The 20,370-nt window shown below is 62.4% G+C and carries 16 protein-coding genes; 13 read left to right on the top strand and 3 right to left on the bottom strand.

Annotation, left to right across the window (positions count from 1 at the left end):
• Positions 1 to 261: 261 nt before the first annotated feature.
• The 4 genes from A3AC_RS0112420 to A3AC_RS0112405 are packed head-to-tail and all read left to right on the top strand — an operon-like array spanning position 262 to position 4,378.
• Positions 262 to 2,652, top strand: coding sequence for a HAMP domain-containing protein (locus tag A3AC_RS0112420; RefSeq protein ID WP_025599200.1), 2,391 nt, complete (start codon positions 262 to 264; stop codon positions 2,650 to 2,652).
• A 55-nt stretch (positions 2,653 to 2,707) separates the two neighbouring features.
• On the top strand, positions 2,708 to 3,442 hold the full coding sequence (locus tag A3AC_RS0112415; RefSeq protein ID WP_025599198.1) for a methyl-accepting chemotaxis protein: 735 nt from the start codon (positions 2,708 to 2,710) through the stop codon (positions 3,440 to 3,442).
• A complete protein-coding gene (locus A3AC_RS0112410) occupies positions 3,439 to 3,981 on the top strand; it encodes a hypothetical protein (protein WP_025599197.1) in 543 nt (180 codons plus the stop codon). The genes A3AC_RS0112415 and A3AC_RS0112410 overlap by 4 nt, the downstream gene beginning before the upstream one ends.
• 31 nt (positions 3,982 to 4,012) lie before the next feature.
• Positions 4,013 to 4,378 (top strand): response regulator, encoded by a 366-nt coding sequence (locus A3AC_RS0112405; RefSeq protein ID WP_007178665.1) that lies wholly within the window; start codon positions 4,013 to 4,015, stop codon positions 4,376 to 4,378.
• A 692-nt stretch (positions 4,379 to 5,070) separates the two neighbouring features.
• Here the strand turns inward: A3AC_RS0112405 and A3AC_RS0112400 are convergent.
• Together A3AC_RS0112400 and A3AC_RS0112395 are read right to left on the bottom strand one after the other, a co-directional pair.
• Positions 5,071 to 5,829, bottom strand: coding sequence for an SDR family oxidoreductase (locus A3AC_RS0112400; RefSeq protein ID WP_025599194.1), 759 nt, complete (start codon positions 5,827 to 5,829; stop codon positions 5,071 to 5,073).
• A 77-nt stretch (positions 5,830 to 5,906) separates the two neighbouring features.
• Positions 5,907 to 6,869, bottom strand: a complete 963-nt coding sequence (locus A3AC_RS0112395; protein WP_025599193.1) for a GlxA family transcriptional regulator — start codon at positions 6,867 to 6,869, stop codon at positions 5,907 to 5,909.
• 245 nt (positions 6,870 to 7,114) lie between these two features.
• On the opposite strand from A3AC_RS0112395, the gene A3AC_RS0112390 reads away from it, so the two are divergent.
• From A3AC_RS0112390 to A3AC_RS0112370, 5 genes are all read left to right on the top strand, one after another.
• Positions 7,115 to 7,753: an HD domain-containing protein gene (locus A3AC_RS0112390; protein WP_025599192.1), complete on the top strand. Its 639-nt coding sequence runs from the start codon at positions 7,115 to 7,117 to the stop codon at positions 7,751 to 7,753.
• A gap of 72 nt (positions 7,754 to 7,825) precedes the next feature.
• A complete protein-coding gene (locus A3AC_RS0112385) occupies positions 7,826 to 8,764 on the top strand; it encodes a LysR family transcriptional regulator (RefSeq protein WP_025599191.1) in 939 nt (312 codons plus the stop codon).
• Between the two features lie 118 nt (positions 8,765 to 8,882).
• Positions 8,883 to 10,076, top strand: a complete 1,194-nt coding sequence (locus A3AC_RS0112380; RefSeq protein ID WP_025599190.1) for a CaiB/BaiF CoA transferase family protein — start codon at positions 8,883 to 8,885, stop codon at positions 10,074 to 10,076.
• Positions 10,073 to 11,032, top strand: coding sequence for a hydroxymethylglutaryl-CoA lyase (locus A3AC_RS0112375; protein WP_232231933.1), 960 nt, complete (start codon positions 10,073 to 10,075; stop codon positions 11,030 to 11,032). Before A3AC_RS0112380 ends, A3AC_RS0112375 begins: the two co-directional genes overlap by 4 nt.
• Positions 11,033 to 11,093: 61 nt before the next feature.
• A complete protein-coding gene (locus tag A3AC_RS0112370) occupies positions 11,094 to 12,431 on the top strand; it encodes an MFS transporter (RefSeq protein ID WP_025599187.1) in 1,338 nt (445 codons plus the stop codon).
• Between the two features lie 378 nt (positions 12,432 to 12,809).
• Here the strand turns inward: A3AC_RS0112370 and A3AC_RS0112365 are convergent, their stop codons facing one another.
• Positions 12,810 to 13,538 (bottom strand): GntR family transcriptional regulator, encoded by a 729-nt coding sequence (locus A3AC_RS0112365; RefSeq protein WP_025599185.1) that lies wholly within the window; start codon positions 13,536 to 13,538, stop codon positions 12,810 to 12,812.
• Between the two features lie 161 nt (positions 13,539 to 13,699).
• Here A3AC_RS0112365 and A3AC_RS0112360 point away from each other — a divergent pair, with 161 nt between their 5' ends.
• The 4 genes from A3AC_RS0112360 to A3AC_RS0112345 all read left to right on the top strand — a co-directional run bounded on the left by A3AC_RS0112360 (position 13,700) and on the right by A3AC_RS0112345 (position 20,315).
• Positions 13,700 to 14,920 carry a pyridoxal-phosphate-dependent aminotransferase family protein gene (locus tag A3AC_RS0112360; protein WP_025599183.1) on the top strand — a complete coding sequence of 407 codons (1,221 nt, stop codon included), beginning with the start codon at positions 13,700 to 13,702 and terminating at the stop codon, positions 14,918 to 14,920.
• A 199-nt stretch (positions 14,921 to 15,119) separates the two neighbouring features.
• Complete coding sequence (locus A3AC_RS0112355; protein ID WP_025599182.1) at positions 15,120 to 16,406, top strand: MFS transporter; 1,287 nt, start codon at positions 15,120 to 15,122, stop codon at positions 16,404 to 16,406.
• 3 nt (positions 16,407 to 16,409) lie between these two features.
• On the top strand, positions 16,410 to 17,195 hold the full coding sequence (locus A3AC_RS0112350) for a 2-keto-4-pentenoate hydratase (protein WP_025599181.1): 786 nt from the start codon (positions 16,410 to 16,412) through the stop codon (positions 17,193 to 17,195).
• 99 nt (positions 17,196 to 17,294) lie between these two features.
• Positions 17,295 to 20,315, top strand: a complete 3,021-nt coding sequence (locus A3AC_RS0112345) for an FAD-binding and (Fe-S)-binding domain-containing protein (RefSeq protein ID WP_025599180.1) — start codon at positions 17,295 to 17,297, stop codon at positions 20,313 to 20,315.
• The last annotated feature ends 55 nt before the right edge of the window (positions 20,316 to 20,370 follow it).

Genomic DNA, 20,370 nt, shown 5'->3' with positions numbered 1-20,370 from the left:
TTTCAGTCTGGACGCGGAGTTTGTTGGAATGGTGACAACGTAAAAATTAGCGGCCGTGAATTAACGGCATGGCTGCCGAAAACTTAAGAAATAAATTCGCGCTTTTGAACGCAGAGAGAAAGTTTTGTCGTCATCGCTTGGTAACACGCGTCAGCAATACTCAGCGGTGCTGCAAGCTCGATTTCAAGCGCGATTCATATCGCACGAAAAAGCGCGCCGCTCCAACGAGGGCGGACGCGAAGGCCAGAACCCGGGGTTCACATGACTATCCGTCATCGCATCACGCTATTGGTTGTTTTGATGTTCGTCGCCTTGTCGGCGATGGGCGGCTACGCCGTCTATCAAACGCGCGGCAGCGCAGCCGAAGTGCGCAAGGTCACCGAGGGCGTAGTGCCGAGCGCGCTCGCATCCGCCGATCTCGTCTCCCAGGTCAAGGACGTTCAGCTCGCCACCATGACGCTCGTCTACGCGCCCGACGGCAACGTGGTCGCGCAGGCGCAGGACGAACTGAAGAAGAAAAGAATCGCGCTGGAACAGGCGCTCGCGTTGCAGGCCAAAGACGCCGCCAGTCACGCGCAGAAAGGCCTTGTTTCGCAGGCTCGCGATAGTGTCGACAACTATTTCTCCGCGATTGCCGAGACGGCGAAAATGAAAGCCGACGGCAAGAACGAACTCGCGCAGGCGTATCTGTTCGCGAACGTCGCGCAGTATCGCGACGAGCTGGAAGGGATTGTCGAAACGTTGCGCGTCGAGAAAAACCGCGAGAAGGACGAAGCGATCACCGCGCTCAATGCGACGCTCGCGACCACGACGACGGCAATTGCTGCCGTGACCGGCATCGCGATTCTCCTGCTGACTTCGATCGGCGCATTGCTGTATCGCCAGATCACGCGGCCGCTCAGCCGCATGCAGGCAATGATGAGCGAAATTGCCGCGAGCCAGGACTTCACGCGCCGCGTGCCGGTTGGGCGGCTTGACGAGATCGGCCATTCCATTGTCGCCTTCAACGGCATGATCGAAAAGATTCAGGAAAGCTCGGCGCAACTGAAACAGAAAACCGCCGACATTCAGGCGATGTTGCAGAACATGCAGCAGGGCATTCTGACGGTGATCGACGGCGCCGTGATTCACGCGGAGTACTCGGCGTATCTGGAAGACATCTTCGAGACGAAGGACATTGCCGGGCGCGCACTCATGGATCTGGTGTTCGCGGACACAGATCTTGGCGCAGACGCGCTGTCGCAAGTCGACGCCGCCGCGCATGCATGCCTTGGCGAAGACTGCATCAACTTCGCGTTCAATCAGCATTTGCTGGTCGGCGAAATTTCAAAGCGCATGCCCGATGGCCGCATGAAAATTCTCGACCTGAGCTGGTCCGCGATTACCGACGAGAACGACGTCATCGTCCGCCTGATGCTGTGTGTGCGCGACGTGACGGAGCTGCGCAAGCTCGCCGCCGAAGCCAGCGAACAGCGCCGCCGCCTCGATATGATCGGCGAAATTCTTGCCGTCAGCGAAGAGAAGTTCCACCACTTCATAGAAAGCTCGGCGGGCTTTATCAGCGAGAACGAGCGCATCATTCGCAAGCATTCGGAAGCGGATCATGCGGCAATCGCTGAACTGTTCCGCAACATGCACACCATCAAGGGCAATGCGCGCACGTATAACCTGCAGCATCTGACCGATGTCGTTCATGAAACGGAGCAGAGCTATCACGAACTGCGCAGCGCGGATGCGGATCGCTCGTGGGATCAGGAGCATCTGATGCAGGAGTTAGCGCGCGTGCGCGAGGCCATCGAAGCGTACGCGAGCATCAACGAACACAGTCTTGGCCGCAAGGGCCAGCCTCGGGGCAACGACGCCGGCAACGCAGGCCGCTATGTGATGGTCGAGAAGGAGCAGATCCAGCGCACGCTGAATCTGCTCGACAGCACCGATGTCAGCGCGCTGCACGAGTTGCAAACCATGCACGGCATCTTGCGCCGGAACATGCGCGCGCTCGGCAGCGAAAGCATTCGTGACGCGCTCGCAGGCGTGCTCGGCTCGCTGCCCTCGCTCGCGGGCGAACTGGGCAAGCCGGCACCGACCGTGCAGATCGACGACAACGGCTACCGTCTGCGCGGCCATGCCGGCAGCCTGCTTAACGACGTCTTCATGCATTTGCTGCGCAACTCGATGGACCACGGCATTGAATCCGCCGAGGCGCGCGGCGCGCAAGGCAAGGCGCCGGCAGGCACGATTTCGATCGAGGTCGGCGTGGACAGCGGCGCGTTGCAGATCACGCTCAGCGACGACGGCCGCGGCCTCGCGCTCGAGCGGATCCGCGGCATTGCGATTGAGCGTGGCTGGATCGGCCCGGACGACGCCTTGAGCGATGAAGCCATTGCCGAATTTATTTTCCGGCCGGGCTTTTCGACGGCGGAAACGGTGACGGCCGTGTCGGGCCGCGGCGTCGGCATGGATGCCGTGCGCGACTTCCTGAAGCGCGAGAACGGCGGCATCGAACTGCGTTTCACCGACGATCATAAAGGCGCCGCGTTCCGTCAGTTCCAGACCATCGTGTGTCTGCCGGACAGCATGGCCGTCGATACGCTCGGCACTGAAGCTCGCGACGAAGACGGCGAACTCCGCGCAGACGCAATAACGCAATGACGCGTTGAGCAGTGACTTTGCGCCGGCACTTCGCGGCGCTCTTCAAGGAATGGTTGTGATCCAACAGTATCTATTGGCGGCGCTGGCCGGCAGCGCCGCGACGGCGTTGCTCGGGTTTGCCGCGCATCGGCTCCGCAGCGCAAGGCTCACGGCGCGGCTGCATGCGCAGGCGCAGGCGCGCATCGATTCGCTCAGGGTCGAGCAGGCGAGTCTCGACGTATCGGCTGAAGAACGCAAGCAGGCTGAAGATGCGCTGCTGACGCAAACCGCGCAGTTGCGCGCGGAACTGGCCGAGCAATCCGCAAGTGTGGACGAATTGCGCGCGGCGCTCAGAGCCGTCACTGAGGACAAAGCGCAGTGGGCGCAACAGGCGCGGCAACTCGCGAGCGAAGCAGCGCGTCTGAAAAGTCTCGGCGCGGCATTCGAGCGTTGGCACGAGCAAATGATTTCGCTGATGACGCAGAATCACGACATGCATGCGAAGAACCAGGAACTGTCGTCGATTGTGCGGCATGTGGTGATCGTGTCGCTCAACGCGTCGATAGAAGCGGCGCGCGCCGGCCCCGCGGGCCGCGGCTTTGCCGTGGTGGCGAGCGAGGTTCGCTCGCTCGCCGCGCGTTCCGAGGAGTTGTCGAAGAGCTATCGCGACAGCCTGCATCGCAACGATCTGACCACGACCTCGACGTTTCAGGATATTCAGGCGGGCGGCAAGATGATCGCGGCGTCGCTTGCCAGCGTGGAGTCGATGGCTAACCAATTTCACGCGAAGCTGGACGAGGTACCCGCGTGATCACGGCGCATGCAAAAGACAGCTTCGAGCGCATTTTTCGCAAGGCCGCGCAGGCGCGCTTGCCGGTGAATCCAGACGACTCGTGCGAGATCGTCGCCGTGGCGCAAGCGGACGCGAGCGCGGCGCAGGGCAGCCAGGTTGTCGTGCTGACTATTTCGTCGATCGCGTTCAGGCTCCTGCTGATCCTCCATTTCGACGAAGACGACAGCACGCGGCGCTACTACCTGAAAGACGAAGCCGACGAGCGGCCCTTTCAGGAAGCGTTCCTCGAAATCTGCAACCTGTGTTGCGGGGCGATGAACCAGGAACTGCTGCGCTATTTCCCGGACCTCGGCATGTCGACGCCTTACGTGCTGAGCGCGCGTTGCTTGCCGCATCTGCGTGAATTGAAGCCTGCGCTGCTGTCGTCGTATTCGGTGACGGCTGGCGGCACCGCCCGTCTTGGCGCGACTCTCTGTGTTTGCGCGTATGCGCCGGTCGACTTTGTCGCCGACACGAGCGCCATTGAGGAAACCAGCGGTGAGCTGGAGCTCTTTTGATCGTCTGATGGTTTGTGGTGAAGGAAACGATATGTCGAAAATTCTGGTAGTGGATGACTCGAGTACGGTGCGCGACGAAGTGGCCGGCTTCCTGAAGAAGAACGGTCTCGACGTGGACACGGCCGTGGACGGCAAGGACGGCCTCGCAAAACTGAAGGCGAGTCCCGGCATCAAGCTCGTGATCAGCGACGTCAACATGCCCAACATGGACGGCCTGACGATGGTCGAAAAGATTCGCGGCGAACTCGCGAACAAGACCGTCAACGTCATCATGCTCACGACGGAAAGCAGCCCGGCGATGAAAGAGCGCGGCAAGGCGGCGGGTGTCAAGGGCTGGATCGTGAAGCCGTTCAAGGGCGACGCGGTGCTCGAGACATTCCGCAAGCTCGCGAGCTGAGGCGCGGATACGCTCGTTAAAGGTGAGCGTTTTCGGGAGCGATTCCGTGCGACGATGTGAGCGCCGGATTGGCCGGTTTCTCTTCGCTGGAATGCGCGAAATCCGTTAAAAGTCCGCCCGGCGCGGGGGTAAATGCGGTAGCCGTCGCGCGTGGTGCGCCGTCAAAGGTGAGGAAATGCGGGAGCCTTCCGGCTGCTGTGGCTATCTGTGAGCCACTCCAGGCTGTGCGGCTCACCGTTCATATCAACGTGGAAGGCTGGGTGCGCACCAGTCGTCTTGCATCGACGATGCGTCAATCGCTTACCTGGGTATGCAGATTATTCGCACGCTTTCAAAGGTGAGAGTTTTCGGGAATCGCCTGTTGTGCGACTACGGCTCCGCGCCCAGCATAGCTTTGCGACCGGTCTGCAGGCGGTAAAGGTGAGGGTTTTCGGGAGGTGTGAAACCGCTTGCTTGCGCCGAACCCCGATCCCTGCGTGCTCGAAGGTGAGAATTTTCGGGAGGTCCCGGTTGCTCGCGCCAAGGCTTGGGCACCCGCGTCGCAATGAGGCGAACCGGGGACAAATCCCCGGCAAAACCGCTGCAAACAGAGCGCGATTTGCCGGATGCCCGCTGCAAAAGCAGGCAAATCATCGCCGCGTGCACTCAAAGGTGAGAGTTTTCGGGAGCCTCAACAGCAACACTGAGACGCCTTACGCCGGCTTCGCGATCTCGCGGATATCGGCCACCGGCGTTTCGCCGAATGCATCGCTGAATGCATAGTCGAGCAATTGAGCGGCAGATTGCTCAGGCGTGGAAAGCTGGCCGTTGCGCTTGAGGTCTTCGAATTTCTCGCGCATTGGAAATTGCTCGACGCCGGTGCCGCGAATCTCCGCCTGCATGTTCGTGTCGATCACACCGGGCGCGAGGCTGCAAATTCGCAGCGCGCGGGTGGCATCCATCGCGACGGCGCGCGCATGATGATCCAGCGCGGCCTTGGTCGCGCAATAGATGCTCCAGCCAGCGTACGCATTGCGCGCCGCGCCGCTCGAGATATGCATGACGCGCCGGTCAGTCACGTCCGGGCTCGCTGCGGCGAGCGCGCTTGCGAGCATGAGCGGCGCGGCGACGTTCAGGCTTACGGCGGTCGCAATGGCCGTCGCGTCTTGCCCTTCGATCGGGCCAATCGGCTGCACCATGCCCGCGTTGTTGATCAGAAGGACAGTGCGCGCGCCGCTGACGAATGCGTGCAACGCATCCGTTTCCAGCCATTGCGCAACGCGCGCCGTCTCGGCCAGTTCGAGCTGGATTTCTTCGAGCAGTGCGGGAAAGCGCTGTTTAAGCGACGCATGGCGCGAGCGCGACAGACCAAGCACCGCGACATTGCGTGCAAGCAGTTGCTCTGCGAGCGCCGCGCCCAGGCCGCGCGTATGGCCGGTGACGATGGCGCGAATCGGAGAAGAGGGGGTCATGTCATTCCTTGAGCGTTGGCTGATGCAGGGCTTTATCTTCTCACGCATGGTTCAGGCCCGCAGCGGCGGGGGCACTTTCAACTCGCGCGAAAGCGTTCCCTGTACTGCATCGGCGTGACGCCGATTCTCTTCACAAAGACGATTCGCATGCGGTCCGCCGTGCCGAAACCGCAATCGTAGGCAATTGCTTTGAGCGCGGCGCCCCCGCTCTCAAGCAGCTTGCGCGCCGCATCCACACGCGCGCGCTCGACGAATTCATGCGGCGTCACGCCGGTTTCCTGCACGAACACGCGCGCGAAGTTGCGTGCGCTCATGCCGGCGACATCCGCGAGTTGCTTCACGGTAAAGCTCTCGTGGACATGCTCCATCACATGCGCCTGAACTTTCGCAACCGGCGATGTTTCGTCGGCCGGCGCCGTGAGGTATGGACTGAACTGCGACTGCCCGCCCTGGCGTTGCGCAAACACCACCAGCCGTTTCGCCACCGCAAGAGCGATATGCGCACCGTGATCTTCGGCGACGAGCGCGAGCGAGAGGTCGATGCCCGCTGTCACGCCCGCTGAAGTGACGAGTTGACCGTCGCGCAGATAGATGCGGTCATAGTCGACGCGCGCCTTTGGAAACTGCGCGGCGAGTTGGGCCGCGTGCTGCCAATGCGTGGTGACGTTGCGTTCATCGAGCAGACCCGCGTGACCGAGCGCGAAGGCGCCCGTGCAAATGGAGCCGTAACGGCCGCATTGCGTCGCGACGTTCGTCAGCCAGTCGAGCAAGGGCGCGTCGGGCGGTTCGCCTTCCGGCAGGGCCGGGCCGCCTGCGATCAATGCCAGGTCGAAGGGGTCGCGAGCGCGCTCGAAGGCGGCGTCGGCGATCAGCGTCATGCCGTTGGACGCGCGCAGCGGCGCTTGCTCCGCACTCAGCAGCGTGACCTCGTAACGCGCGTCCGGCGCGATGAAGCGGTTCGCTTCGGAGAAAACGTCGACGGGGCCGGCGACGTCGAGGGCCTGCACGCCAGGAAAGATCGCGATCGCGACGGTGGGCATCGAATGATTCCTTTCTTCAAAGGCAAGCGCGCAAGGCACGGCAGTCAACGCGGTGCGATTGGCAGTGTTCGACGGCTTTGCGCGATTGTCCCGCAAAGCGCGTTGGCCAATACTGGGCTTCATCGGACGCGCCGCATCGACGGTAAAAGCCATACGAAAAACGCGGTGGTCCAGCATAGCAAACGCGCTGTCGCACTGCACCGCGAGCGCGTTCCGTTCATCCACGCATTCAAGGAATCAGGCAAATGACCACGATTGCAGGCATTCACATTCCCGACAGCATGATGGCGCGCGAAGCCACCGAACTCGTGCGCGATACCGAAACCGATCTGCTGTATCACCATTCACGGCGCGTATTCCTGTTCGGCGCTCTGGCCGGCCAACGCAAGCAGCTGAAGTACGATGCGGAGCTGCTGTATATCGGCGCAATGTTTCATGACATGGGGCTCGTTGCGCCGTATAGCACCGACCATGAGCGCTTCGAGGTGGACGGCGCGAACGCAGCGCGTGATTTCCTGCAGCGTCACGGCATCGGCGAGCACGACATCGAACAGGTGTGGACCTCGATTGCATTGCACACCACGCCGGGCATTCCGCAGCATATGAAGCCGGTCGTCGCGCTGGTAACGGCGGGCGTGGAAATGGACGTGCTAGGCATTGCCTACGACGAGTTCACCGAAGAGCAGCGTCACGCGGTCACGCATGCGCATCCGCGCGGCGCGCACTTCAAGGAAGGCATTATCGACGCCTTCACGCAGGGCATCATCCACAAGCCGCACACGACGTTCGGCAACGTGAAGGCCGACGTGCTCGAACTGAAGGATCCGCATTACCATCGGCAGAATTTTTGCACGATGATTCTCGGCTCTTCGTGGAAGGAATGATGCGCGCGTAACGGCGCGTGCGCGGCGGCATATGGGATGATTAGCGACTGACCGAACTTCCGGCGCCGCGCCATGGTGATCAAAAACCTTCTGCGAAAGCTCGACCTGACCACGCTTCAACTGTTTCTCGCCGTCTACGAGGAAGGCACGCTCACGCGTGCCGCGGAGCGCGAGGCCATTGCCGTGTCGGCGGCGAGCAAGCGTCTGCTCGAACTCGAACAGGCGGTGGGCGCCACGCTCTTTCAACGCAACGCGCGCGGCATGACGCTCACGCCGGCCGGCGAAACGCTGCTGCATCACGCGCGGCGCGTGCTGCGCGACATTGAAAACATCGGCATTGAACTGGCCGGCCACGCGAGCGGCGTACGCGGCTATGTGCGGATGATGGCGAACCTGTCCGCCATCGTCGAGTTCTTGCCCGAGGATTTGCGTGCGTTCCAGCTGCTGCATGAGCGCGTGAAGCTCGACCTCGAAGAGCGGCCGAGCGGCGGCGTGGTCGAAGCCGTGGACGATAGCCTCGCCGATCTGGGCATCTGTTCCGCCGACGCCGACACGCGCGACTTGCACGTCGAGCACTATCGGCATGATTCGCTGGTGCTCGTGATGCGCGACGATCATCCGCTCGCTGCGCGCAGCAGTGTGGCGTTTGCCGAGACGCTCGACGGCGACCACGTCGGCCTGCACGCGGCAAGCTCGATCAATGCCCGAACGCATATTGCGGCGCGCCAGGCGGGTAAGCCGTTGCGGCTGCGCATCCACGTGCCGGGTTTCGACGCGGTGTGCCGGATGGTGCAGGCGGGCATGGGCGTGGGCGTGTTGCCACAAAAGGTCTATGAGCTCATGGGGCGTCCGCTCGGGCTCGTCGGCGCGCCGCTCGAAGACGACTGGTCGCAGCGCAGCCTCGTGCTGGTCGTGCGCGACGTGGACGCGTTATCGCCCGTGAGCCGTCTGCTGTTCGATCATTTGCGCTCCATAGAAGCGTCGGAAATCACGCCGAGCCCCGCGGCCTGATCCGCGCTGCGCGTGAGCGTTCGTCGTTCGCGAACGGTTGTTGGCGAATTGCGGTTGGACGCCGCCGCGCCGTGGCTGCAAGCTGTCTTCCAACAGAAAACTGCTTTGGAGACAGCACATGGGTGGACCGCTTCAGGGTATCCGCGTCGTCGAGATCGGAACGCTCATCGCCGCGCCGTTTGCCGCGCGTCTGATGGCCGAGTTCGGCGCGGACGTCGTCAAGATCGAGGCGCCGGAAACCGGCGACCCGCTGCGCAAATGGCGCAAGCTGCACGAGGGCACGTCGCTCTGGTGGTATCTGCAGTCGCGCAACAAGAAGTCGGTTTGCGTGAACCTCAAGTCGCCGGACGGTGTCGAGATCGTCAAGCGGCTGGCCGCCGAGGCCGATGTCGTGATCGAAAACCTGCGGCCCGGTGCGCTCGAAAAGCTCGGCATCGGCTGGGACGTGCTGCACGCAATCAACCCCAAACTGACGATGGTGCGCATTTCCGGCTATGGCCAGTCGGGCCCGTATCGCGACCGTCCGGGGTTCGGCGCCATCGGCGAAGCCATGGGCGGCATCCGCTATACGACCGGCGAAGTGGACGGCGCGCCGGCGCGCGTCGGCGTGAGCCTCGGCGATTCGCTTGCGTCGCTGCACGGCGTGATCGGCGCGTTGATGTCGTTGCTGCGCGTGAAGACGGGGCAGGGCGACGGTCAGGTGGTGGACGTGTCGCTTGTCGAGAGCGTCTTCAATCTGATGGAAAGCCTCGTGCCGGAATACGATCTGCTTGGCCACGTGCGCGAGCGCAGCGGCGGCGCGTTGCCGGGCATTGCACCCTCCAATACTTATCCCACTGAAGACGACGGCTATGTGGTGATTGCCGGCAACAGCGATCCGATTTTCCGGCGCCTGATGCAAGTGATAGACCGCCCCGATCTCGCCGACGATCCCGCACTCGCGCACAACGACGGCCGCGCCAGACAGTGCGCGATGCTCGACGAAGCCATCGCCGCATGGACTTCGCATCATTCAACCGACGACGTGCTGGCCGCGCTCGAACGTGCCGAAGTGCCGGCGGGGCGCATCTATTCCGTCGCGGACATCGTCGCCGATCCGCACTACCAGGCGCGCGACATGTTGTTGCAGGCGCAACTACCCGGCGGCGCTTCGGTGAAGATGCCAGGCATCGTGCCGAAGCTGTCGGACACGCCAGGCGAAGTGCGCTGGCAAGGCCCCGCGCTTGGCGAACACACCGGCAGCGTGCTAGGCGAGCTTGGCTTCGCGCGCGAAGAGATCGAGCGGCTGCGCCGCGAAGGAGCCGTGCAATGACATCTGGAATGGCAAACGCAATGCAAGCCGCCGACAAACTGATCGTGCAGGAAGTCGCCCCGCGCGACGGCTTGCAGATCGAACCAACCTGGGTAGAGACGGCGGACAAGGTCGAATTGATCAACGGCCTTTCGACGGCGGGCTTCACACGCATCGAGGCCGGCTCGTTCGTGTCGCCGAAAGCCATTCCTGCCTTGCGTGACGGCGAGGCCGTGTTCCAGCAGATCGAGCGGCGTGAGGGCGTTATTTACGTGGCGCTGGTGCCGAACCTGAAGGGCGCCGAACGTGCGCTCGCCGCGAAGGCGGATGAACTGAATCTCGTGATGTCGGCGAGTCAGACGCACAACCGCGCGAATATGCGGATGAGTTGCGAGTCGTCGCTCGCGGCGTTTGGCGACATCGTGCGTCACGTGAAGGGGACGGGCGTGCTGTTGAATGCATCGGTCGCGACTGCGTTCGGCTGTCCGTTCGAAGGCGTGATCGACGAGGATCGCGTGATCGGAATTGTCGATACGTATCGTGAGATGGGCATCGAAGGCATTACGCTCGCAGATACAACCGGCATGGCTAATCCTCGCCAGGTGACACGGCTCGTCAAACGAGTGCTGCAACGCGTGCCGCCTTCGGCGCTCACGCTGCACTTTCACAACACGCGCGGGCTCGGGCTTGCCAATGTGCTGGCCGCTTACGAAGCCGGCGCGCGCCGCTTCGATGCGGCGCTGGGCGGCCTCGGCGGTTGTCCGTTTGCGCCGGGCGCGTCCGGCAACATCTGCACAGAGGACCTTGTGAATCTGTGCGACGAAATGGACATTCCCACGGGAATCGAACTGGTGAAGCTGCTGGCACTGTCGCGCGCGTTGCCCGAGTTGCTCGGCCACGACGTGCCTGGTCAAGTCGCGAAGGCGGGACGCAATTGCGACCTGCATCCCGTGCCCGACTACGTGCTGCACATCTGACTTTCCTTGATCCACTAAACGACCGGACGGCATGGCCCGAATCCGGCATTGGAGACGAAACATGAGTGACCTCGGCGCAATTGCAACCGGCGAGCGTGAACAGAGCGCGGACGGCGCAGCGGCCATCATCCGCAAAGTGGCATGGCGGTTGATGCCGCTCATCATGATCTGCTATCTGTTTGCATTTTTCGACCGCATCAATATCAGCTTCGCGAAGTTCCAGTTGCAAAGCGATCTCGGCTTGTCCGACACCGCGTATGGCCTCGGCGCGAGTCTGTTCGTGATCGGTTATGTATTGTTCGAAGTGCCAAGCAATATGTTCCTCTACAAAGTGGGGGCACGGCGCTGGATCGCGCGCATCATGATTTCGTGGGGCGTTGCGACCGCGGCGATGGTGTTCGTCAACAACGAATGGCAGTTTTACGGGCTGCGTTTCCTGATCGGCGCGATGGAAGCAGGCTTCGCTCCGGGCGTGCTGTATTACCTCACGCTGTGGTTCCCGCCGAGCTATCGCGGGCGCATCACGTCGATGCTGTTTCTCGCGTCGGCGTTCTCGGGGCTGGTCGGCGCACCGCTGGCGGGGCTCGTCATCGGCCATATGAACGGCGTGCTCGGCATGCCCGGATGGCACTGGCTGTTTCTGCTCGGCGGCCTGCCGTGCATACTGCTCGGTTATCTCGTGCTGAAGCTGCTGAAGGACCGCATCGACGATGCGAACTGGCTTTCGCCTGCGGAGAAGTCATTCCTCGCTGAGCAGATTGCGCAGCAGAGCCGTCATCCGCAGACCGGGCATTCACTCCTTGGGGCGATCAGGACGCCGGGCTTTCTCACGCTTGGACTCGTTTATTTTCTGATTCAGATCGCGTCATATGGATTGAATTTCTGGGCGCCGCATCTGATTCGCGTGGCGGGTACGCACAATCCGACGCTGATCGGGCTACTGACGGCGGTGCCTTATGTGTGCGGCGCGATCTGCATGGTGGTTGTGGGGCGCTTGTCCGATGCCAGCGGCGAGCGGCGCAAGTTCGTGTTTGGTTTGCTGGTCATGTCGGCAATCGGTTTCTTTGCAGCGGGCTTCTTCGACAAACAGACGGGGTTCCTGATCGTCGCATTGGCGGTGATGGGCGCGGGCGTGGTGGCGTCGATCCCGGCGTTCTGGGCATTGCCGCCGAAGCTGGTGACGGGCGCCGGAGCGGCGGGCGGCATCGCGTTGATCAACACGCTCGGTCAGCTCGGCGGAATCGTGAGTCCGATCATGGTCGGACGAGTGCGGGATCTCACAGGAAGCACTACGCCGGCTCTGTATGTGATCGGCACCATGAGCGTGATTTGCGCATTGATTGTCTTGTGGGGGTTGCCGGAGTCGCTGAGGAGAAAGGACGCGGCGCGGTTGGGTTGAAGCTGGCGGCGCGTTGATATGTGGGCAACCTCACACATCGGTGCGCGCCTGCGCAGCGAGTGAAAAGCGAGTTGGATCAACGGCTTGGCGCGGTTGTGGAAGGGTTGTCCACAGGGTTCTGAACAAAATGTGGGGATAAGTTGGCTGCTGTTGCGCGGGGCGCTGTAGGCTCGGGTTGCGTGTTGAGGGAGCCTCTGCCGTGCCCATACATCGACCGCGGGCCAATTCGGCCGGCGCGTCAATCACTTGTACCGGCTATCCGAACGTTGTCCACAGCCTTGCCAACATTTCCCGTGGACAACTCCACGCGCTTGAGCGTCGACTCCCAAACCCGCCCCAGCACAGAAGGCAACAAACACAGCCACCACACGCACAACCTCAAGCCTTCAACCCCGACCCCGCAGCAGCCTCGTCGCGCGCCTGAACCTGCAACACCGCATCGCGCTTATCAAGCAGATGCTGCCGCAAAATCGCGCTGAGCTTCTTGCCGTCGCGCGCTTCCAGCGCCTTCAGCATCTCGTCGTGATCATGAATCGCGCGGTCCCACTTCGGGATCTGGAAATTGGACCGGAAGCGCAGCGCCTGCAAGCGCCGGTTCACCGACACATACGTCTGTCGCAGCGCCGAATTGCGCGCGGCCTCATTGATCTTGTCGTGAATCGCCTGGTTGCGGCTGTAGTAGCCCGGCAGATCGTTTTGCGCGCGGCACGCGAGCATGGCGTAGTGCAACGCCTTGATTTCGGCGAGTTCGGCCGCGGTCATTCGCTCGGCCGCGAGCTCGCCCGAGAAAGCCTCCAGACCGCTCATCAGTTCGAAGGTCTCGCGCAACTCCGCTTCTGACATCTTCGACACCGACGCGCCACGATTCGGCGAAATTTCGATGAGCCCTTCAGCGGCCAACACCTTCAGTGCCTCGCGCAACGGCGTGCGCGAAATGCCGAGCGTTTCGCACAACTCGCGCTCATTCAACTTCTTGCCTGGCTCCAGCACACCCTCGACGATAAACCGGCGAATGTGCTCGACCACCGTGTCATGCAAGCGTTGCCGCTCCACCTTGGGCAGCGCCGGCGACGCTGGGAGGTTACCCTCAAATTCCGAATTTTGCATACAAAAACCCTCGACGCTCCATTGCTAGTATTTTATCGGATCGCCGTCCGCAGCGTAAGGGCGCGGGTAAACACTGGTCCCGCAACACAATTTTTGCCTTTCGCCCGGCGCTGGTCGTCTGATATAGTTTTTTGCATGCAAAATTCAATCGGAGGAGCGTAATGCTGAAGTTAGATTTTCATCCCGCCGGCCGTCACTTTCTGCAGATTCCTGGGCCGAGCCCTGTGCCCGATCGCATCCTCCGCGCGATGAGCTATCCGACCATTGACCATCGTGGGCCAGAGTTCGGCGAACTGGGCCTGAAGGTGCTCGACGGGATCAAGAAGATCTTCAAGACGCAGCATCCTGTGGTGATTTATCCGGCGTCCGGCACGGGCGCTTGGGAAGCGGCGCTCTCGAACACGTTGAGCCCCGGCGATCACGTGCTGATGTACGAAACCGGGCATTTCGCGACGCTCTGGAAAAAGATGGCGGAAAGTCTCGGCTTGAAGCCCGAGTTCCTCGGCTTGCCGGGTATCGAAGGCTGGCGGCGCGGCGTTCAGCCGCAAATGATCGAGGAGCGTCTGCGCGCCGACACACAGCATTCAATCAGGGCGGTCTGCGTCGTGCACAACGAGACGTCCACGGGCGTCACCTCGGACATTGCCGCCGTGCGCCGCGCAATCGACGCCGCTGGCCATCCCGCGCTGCTGCTCGTCGACACGATTTCGGGTCTCGCCTGCGCGGATTATCGTCACGACGAGTGGGGCGTCGACGTCACCGTTTCAGGCTCGCAGAAGGGCTTGATGCTGCCGCCGGGCATGAGCTTCAACGCCATCTCGCCGAAAGCCCTGGCCGCCAGCAGGCATGCAAAACTGCCGCGCAGCTTCTGGGACTGGAGCGAAATAGTCGAGATGAACAAGACCGGTTACTGGCCGTACACGCCGAACACGAATCTGCTCTACGGCCTTCACGAGGCAATCGACATGATTCTCGGCGAGGGGCTCGACAACGTCTTTGCGCGTCACGAGCGTCTGGCCGAGGCGACGCGTCGCGCCGTGCGTGCCTGGGGACTCGAGATTCAGTGCGCCGATCCGGCTGTGTACAGCCCGGTGCTGACCGGCGTGATGGTGCCCGAAGGCATCGACGCCGACGCCGTGCGCAAGCTCATCTACGAACGTTTCGACATGTCGCTCGGCACGGGCCTCGGCAAGATGAAAGGGCGCATGTTCCGCATCGGCCACCTGGGCGACTGCAACGACCTGATGCTGCTCGCCACGCTCGCCGGTTGCGAAATGGGGCTGCGCCTCGCCGGCGTGCCGCTCAAGGAAAGCGGCTTGCCTGCCGCTATGAACTGGTTGAGCGAGCCGACGCAGGCGGCGGGTTTGAAGGCGGCAGCCTGACCTGAGCGGCAAGCTGACGCCAACGCATCAATAGAAAAACGAACAACGCAAACAGGCATCAACGAAGTCAGTTCCATCATGAAGCCGTGCACAGAACGCGGCCCTGAACAATGCGATGGCGAGGCGGCGCGTGCCGCCTCGCGACGACAAAGCGCGCCATCTCAGGAGCGCCGTCGATACATGCAAATGGAGAGAGACGATGAAGCGGTTTCGTGTGACCAGTGCGACCAGTATTGTTCTAGTGATGCTCTGCATCATGTACTTCATCACCTACCTGGACCGCGTCAATGTCAGTACGGCGGCGGCGGGCTTCGGCAAGGAATTTCATCTTTCGCATACGGAAGTCGGTCTGGTGTTCTCGGCCTTCGCGTATCCGTATCTGCTCTTTCAGATTATCGGCGGCTGGGTCAGCGACCGTTTCGGCGCGCGCCGCACATTGCTCGCATGCGGCGCGGTCTGGGGTATTGCCACGTTGCTGACCGGTTTTGCGGGCGGCCTTATCTCGCTGCTGGCGGCACGCGTGCTGCTCGGTTTCGGTGAAGGCGCAACTTTTCCCGCGGCGACGTCAGCAATGGCGCGCTGGGTCGCGAAAGAAAAACGCGGCTTCGCGCAGGGCATCACGCATGCGGCGTCGCGCGTCGGCAATGCGGTGGCGCCCGGCATTGTCGTACTTGTCATGGCCAACTGGGGATGGCGCGAGTCGTTCTATATCTGCGGTGCGTTCAGTCTTTTGTGGGTGATCGTGTGGGCGTTCACCTTCACCGAGCATCCGAAGGATCACCCGCGTATCACGAAGCAGGAGCTCGAAATCCTGCCCGCTCCCAAAGCCAGGTCGGCGGGCGTGCCGTGGGGCAAGCTGTTTCGCCGCATGATGCCCGTCACGATCGTTTACTTCTGCTACGGCTGGACACTGTGGCTGTTTCTCAGCTGGATTCCTCAGTACTTCCTGCACAGCTATCACCTGGAGTTGAAGAAGTCGGCGATCTTCGCTTCAGTGGTGTTTCTCGCCGGTGTGGTGGGCGACACGCTTGGCGGCATCGTCACCGATTACATCTACACGCGCACCGGCAGCCTCAAGCGCGCACGCAGCTGGATGGTCTCGCTGTGCATGATGTTCTGCCTGCTGTCGCTGATTCCGCTGATGTTCACGCACAACCTGTATCTGTCGATGACGTGTCTCGCGTCAGGCTTCTTCTTTGCGGAAATGACGATCGGACCGATGTGGGCCATCCCGATGGATATCGCTCCCGAAGCGTCGGGCACGGCGAGCGGCATCATGAATACGGGCTCTGCGCTCGCGGCCATCATCTCGCCGGTGGCGGGCGGTTTCCTGATCGACTATTTCGGCAACTGGGAATTGCCGTTCGTCGGCAGCATGCTGTTGATGGCGCTTGGCGTCGTGCTGGCGTTCCGCATGCAACCGGAGAGCAAGTTTGCAGGCGGCGGGGCGGACAAGGGTCAGGTCTCGACCAGCATGGGCGTGTAAGCGATGCTCAAGTCCCTTCGCGCTGACGCCATGAAGCTGAGCACTTCGCCACTTAGCCGCCTGCTTGCCGATGCGCGCCGCGATCACGCGACGCTCGGCAAGCTCCAGCCCAACCGCGCGCCCGCCAGCGCCGACGAGGCCTACGCAATCCAGCTCGAGATACTCGGCATTGCCGGCGCACGAGTCGGCGGCTGGAAGATCGGGGCGAAGTCGCCAGGCGGTCCAATCCAGGGCGCACCATTGCCCGATGTCGATTTGCATGCCGACGGCGTCGTGCTGCCGTGCGCGGCCTTTACGCCGTTGGGCCTTGAACTGGAGATCGCATTTCGCTTCGGCCGCCGCTTTGAGCCTTCGACAACACCATATAGCGAAGCAGACGTGCTCGCGGCAATTGGCTCGTTCGGCGCCGCGATTGAGATCGTCGCCAGCCGTTTCGCCGAGTGGCCCGACGTCGACAGACTCGCGCAGCTCGCGGACTTGCAGAACCACGGCGCGTTGATTGTCGGCGAATTCATGCCGTATCGCGACGATTATCCGTTTGCCGCGCCTCTGCTGCGGTTTGACTTCAACGGACGCGATGTCGTGGAGTTGACGCCCGCGAACCCGGCCGGCGATCCGCGCCGGTTGCTCACGTGGCTCGTCAATCACGCGACCTCGCGCGGTATCACGGTCACGCCGGACATGATCGTCACCACGGGTTCATACACCGGCATGTTCTTCCCACGAAGCGCGGGCATGGCGAATGGTTGTATTGAAGGACTGCCGCCCGTGAGCGTCACGCTTTACTGATGCGCACTGAGCGTTCGCTGTGCGCTCACCGCTTCCGACCGCGTTCCCTATGTAGTGCATGCAGTGTGCAGTACACGCAGTGCAACAACCATCGACGTTATGACGAATCCCACTTCCGCTTTGCTGGTCAAGCCGATTCATCTGGTCCCGTCGGCGGCGCGGCTGACGACGCCGCTCGCGCAACATCTGCGCAAAGCATTGCGCGGCGACGTGCTGTTCGACGCGGCGAGCCGCGGCCGTTACGCAACGGATGCCTCCATCTACCAGATCATGCCGGTGGGCGTTGTCGTGCCGCGCGATCAGGACGATTTGCGCATGGCGCTCGAGATTGCGCGCAGCGAAAAAGTGCCGCTGCTCGCGCGCGGCGCCGGCACGAGCCAGTGCGGACAGACCGTCGGCGAAGCACTCGTAATCGACACGAGCAAGTGGCTGAACAACATCGTCGATTTTGATAGGGAAGCGCGCACCGTCACCGTCGAGCCGGGCGTGGTGCTGGATCACCTGAACGCGTGGCTCAAGCCGCACGGCTTGTGGTTTCCCGTTGATGTGTCGACGGCCGCGCAGTGCACGATCGGCGGCATGGCGGGCAACAATTCGTGCGGCTCGCGCTCCATCGAATACGGCAACATGGTGCACAACGTCGAGGCCATCGACGCGATTCTCGCCGACGGCAGCGAAGCGCATTTCGCCTCGTTGCGCGACGCGCCGCAAGGCATGCGCTTGCAGCAGATAGTGGAAGGCGTGCGGCAGATCGCCCAACGTGAGCGCGACGAGATCGCGGCGCGTGTGCCGAAAGTGTTGCGCCGCGTCGCCGGCTACAACATCGACCTGTTCGATTGCCAGAACCCGCGCGCTTATACCGACGACGGCGTCGCGAATCTCGCACATCTGCTGGTGGGCTCTGAAGGCACGCTCGCGTTCAGCCGTCAGTTGACGCTGAAGCTCGCGCCGCTGCCCGCGCATAAGACGCTGGGCGTGGTCAATTTTCCGACCTTCTGGCAGGCGATGGATCTCACGCAGCACATCGTCAGGCTGAAACCGGTTGCAGTCGAACTGGTGGATCGCACGATGATCGATCTGGCGATGAGCAACCCTGCGTTTCGTCCGGTGGTCGCGAAGGCGCTGGTGGGCGAGCCGCAAGCCGTGCTGCTGGTGGAGTTCGCCGGCGAGTCGCGCGACGCGCAGCTGCAGTCGCTCAGGCAGCTTACCGAGTTGATGGCCGATCTGGGCTTGCCGGGCTCCGTCGTCGAGATGACGGACATGAATGCGCAAAAGGCGCTGTGGGAAGTGCGCAAGGCCGGGCTCAACATCATGATGAGCATGAAGGGCGACGGCAAGCCGGTGTCCTTTATCGAAGACTGCGCGGTGCCGCTCGAACATCTGGCCGAGTACACGAGCAAGCTCACCGACGTGTTCCATCGGCACGGCACGGAAGGCACGTGGTACGCGCACGCAAGCGTCGGCACGCTGCATGTGCGGCCGATTCTCGACATGCGCCGCGACGGCGCGACAAAAATGCGCGCGATTGCCGAGGAAGCCGCGGCGCTGGTGCGCGAATACAAAGGCGCGTATTCCGGCGAACACGGCGACGGCTTGTGCCGTGGCGAATGGGTCGCGTGGCAATACGGTCCGAAACTGAACCAGGCGTTCAGCGAGATCAAGGCGCTGTTCGATCCTGACAATCGCTTCAATCCCGACAAGATCGTGCGTCCGCCGAAAATGGACGACGCGCGCTACTTCCGTTTCGCGCCTGGCTACCGTGAACAGCGCATTGAAACTGCGCTCGACTGGTCGGCGTGGAACGTGGAGCGCGATCCGCTGACCGGCCGCGAGAGCGCGCCGGGCAGCGGCAACGATCTGTCCGGCGGCCTCGCGAAGGCCGTGGAGATGTGCAACAACAACGGGCACTGCCGCAAGTTCGACGCGGGCACCATGTGCCCGAGCTATCGCGTGACCAAAGACGAGCAGCATGTCACGCGTGGCCGCGCCAACACGTTGCGTCTGGCGATCTCCGGGCAGCTCGGCGAAGCCGGCCTCGCCAGCGACGACGTCAAGGAGACGCTCGATCTCTGCGTGTCGTGCAAGGGCTGCAAGCGCGATTGCCCAACGGGCGTGGATATGGCGAAGTTCAAGATCGAGGCGCGAGCCGCACGTGTGAAGCACCATGGGTTGACGCTGCGCGACAAGCTCGTCGCCTTCATGCCGCGTTATGCCGCAACGGCGAGCCGCGTGCCGGGTTTGATCGCGCTCGCCGACAAGGTGCCGGTGCTGTCCACGTGGTTCAAGCGCTCGGTCGGCTTCGCCAGCGAACGGAGCTTGCCGCGCTTCACCAGGCCGTTTCTGTCGGACGTGAGGCCGAGCGTGAACACGCGCGGCGCGGCGCTGAAGGAAGTGCTGCTGTTCGTCGACACATTCAACAACAACATGGAGCCCGACAACGCGCGTGCTGCGCAACAGGTGCTCGAAGCAGCCGGCTATACGGTGCACTTCAACACGCGGCAAGGCGAGCGGCCGGTATGTTGCGGCCGCACGTTTCTCGCAGCCGGTCTCGTCGATGAAGCAAAGCACGAAGCGCGGCGCATGCTCGATCTTTTCAAACCGTTCGTGGAGCGCGGCGTGCCGATTGTCGGCCTCGAGCCTTCGTGCCTGCTGTCGTTGCGCGACGAGTTTCTGCACTACGGTTTCGGCGACGAAGCCGAGCAGCTCGCGAAACAGGCGTTTCTCTTCGAAGAATTCCTCGTGCGCGAGCAGCGGGCCGGACGCTTGCAGCTTCCGCTGAAGCCCTTGGCCACTCAGCAGGTGCTCGTGCATGGCCATTGTCATCAGAAGGCATTCGACGCCTTTACGCCCGTGCAAACCGTTCTGAAATGGATTCCGGAGCTGACGGTCTCGACGGTGGAATCGTCGTGCTGCGGAATGGCCGGCAGCTTCGGCTACGAAGCGGAGCACTATGCGACCTCGCAGGCGATGGCCGAGTTGTCGCTATTGCCGGCGGTGCGCAAGATGGAGCCCGGCGCGATCATGGTCGCCGACGGCACGAGCTGCCGACATCAGATTCATGATGGCGCGGGCGTCGAGGCAATTCACGTGGCGCGCGTGCTGGCGATGGCGCTGCAATGAGGTGCGCGCACGCTCGGCTCGCGCATTCATTGCTCGCGCATTCGGCTCACACATT

Origin of the sequence: Burkholderia sp. WSM2230 (genome assembly GCF_000472445.1) — a bacterium.
In the GTDB taxonomy this organism is placed as follows: domain Bacteria; phylum Pseudomonadota; class Gammaproteobacteria; order Burkholderiales; family Burkholderiaceae; genus Paraburkholderia.
Note: the sequence above shows the minus strand (reverse complement) of the source record. Positions and strands in the feature narration are given on the sequence as shown.

Bases quoted from the DNA above. Each gene is read 5' to 3' on its own strand.
- A3AC_RS0112420 (WP_025599200.1), top strand. From the start codon at position 262: ATGACTATCCGTCATCGCATCACGCTATTGGTTGTTTTGATGTTCGTC.
- A3AC_RS0112405 (WP_007178665.1), top strand. From the start codon at position 4,013: ATGTCGAAAATTCTGGTAGTGGATGACTCGAGTACGGTGCGCGACGAA.
- A3AC_RS0112400 (WP_025599194.1), bottom strand. From the start codon at position 5,829: ATGACCCCCTCTTCTCCGATTCGCGCCATCGTCACCGGCCATACGCGC.
- A3AC_RS0112395 (WP_025599193.1), bottom strand. From the start codon at position 6,869: ATGCCCACCGTCGCGATCGCGATCTTTCCTGGCGTGCAGGCCCTCGAC.
- A3AC_RS0112390 (WP_025599192.1), top strand. From the start codon at position 7,115: ATGACCACGATTGCAGGCATTCACATTCCCGACAGCATGATGGCGCGC.
- A3AC_RS0112385 (WP_025599191.1), top strand. From the start codon at position 7,826: ATGGTGATCAAAAACCTTCTGCGAAAGCTCGACCTGACCACGCTTCAA.
- A3AC_RS0112380 (WP_025599190.1), top strand. From the start codon at position 8,883: ATGGGTGGACCGCTTCAGGGTATCCGCGTCGTCGAGATCGGAACGCTC.
- A3AC_RS0112375 (WP_232231933.1), top strand. From the start codon at position 10,073: ATGACATCTGGAATGGCAAACGCAATGCAAGCCGCCGACAAACTGATC.
- A3AC_RS0112370 (WP_025599187.1), top strand. From the start codon at position 11,094: ATGAGTGACCTCGGCGCAATTGCAACCGGCGAGCGTGAACAGAGCGCG.
- A3AC_RS0112365 (WP_025599185.1), bottom strand. From the start codon at position 13,538: ATGCAAAATTCGGAATTTGAGGGTAACCTCCCAGCGTCGCCGGCGCTG.
- A3AC_RS0112360 (WP_025599183.1), top strand. From the start codon at position 13,700: ATGCTGAAGTTAGATTTTCATCCCGCCGGCCGTCACTTTCTGCAGATT.
- A3AC_RS0112355 (WP_025599182.1), top strand. From the start codon at position 15,120: ATGAAGCGGTTTCGTGTGACCAGTGCGACCAGTATTGTTCTAGTGATG.
- A3AC_RS0112350 (WP_025599181.1), top strand. From the start codon at position 16,410: ATGCTCAAGTCCCTTCGCGCTGACGCCATGAAGCTGAGCACTTCGCCA.
- A3AC_RS0112345 (WP_025599180.1), top strand. From the start codon at position 17,295: ATGACGAATCCCACTTCCGCTTTGCTGGTCAAGCCGATTCATCTGGTC.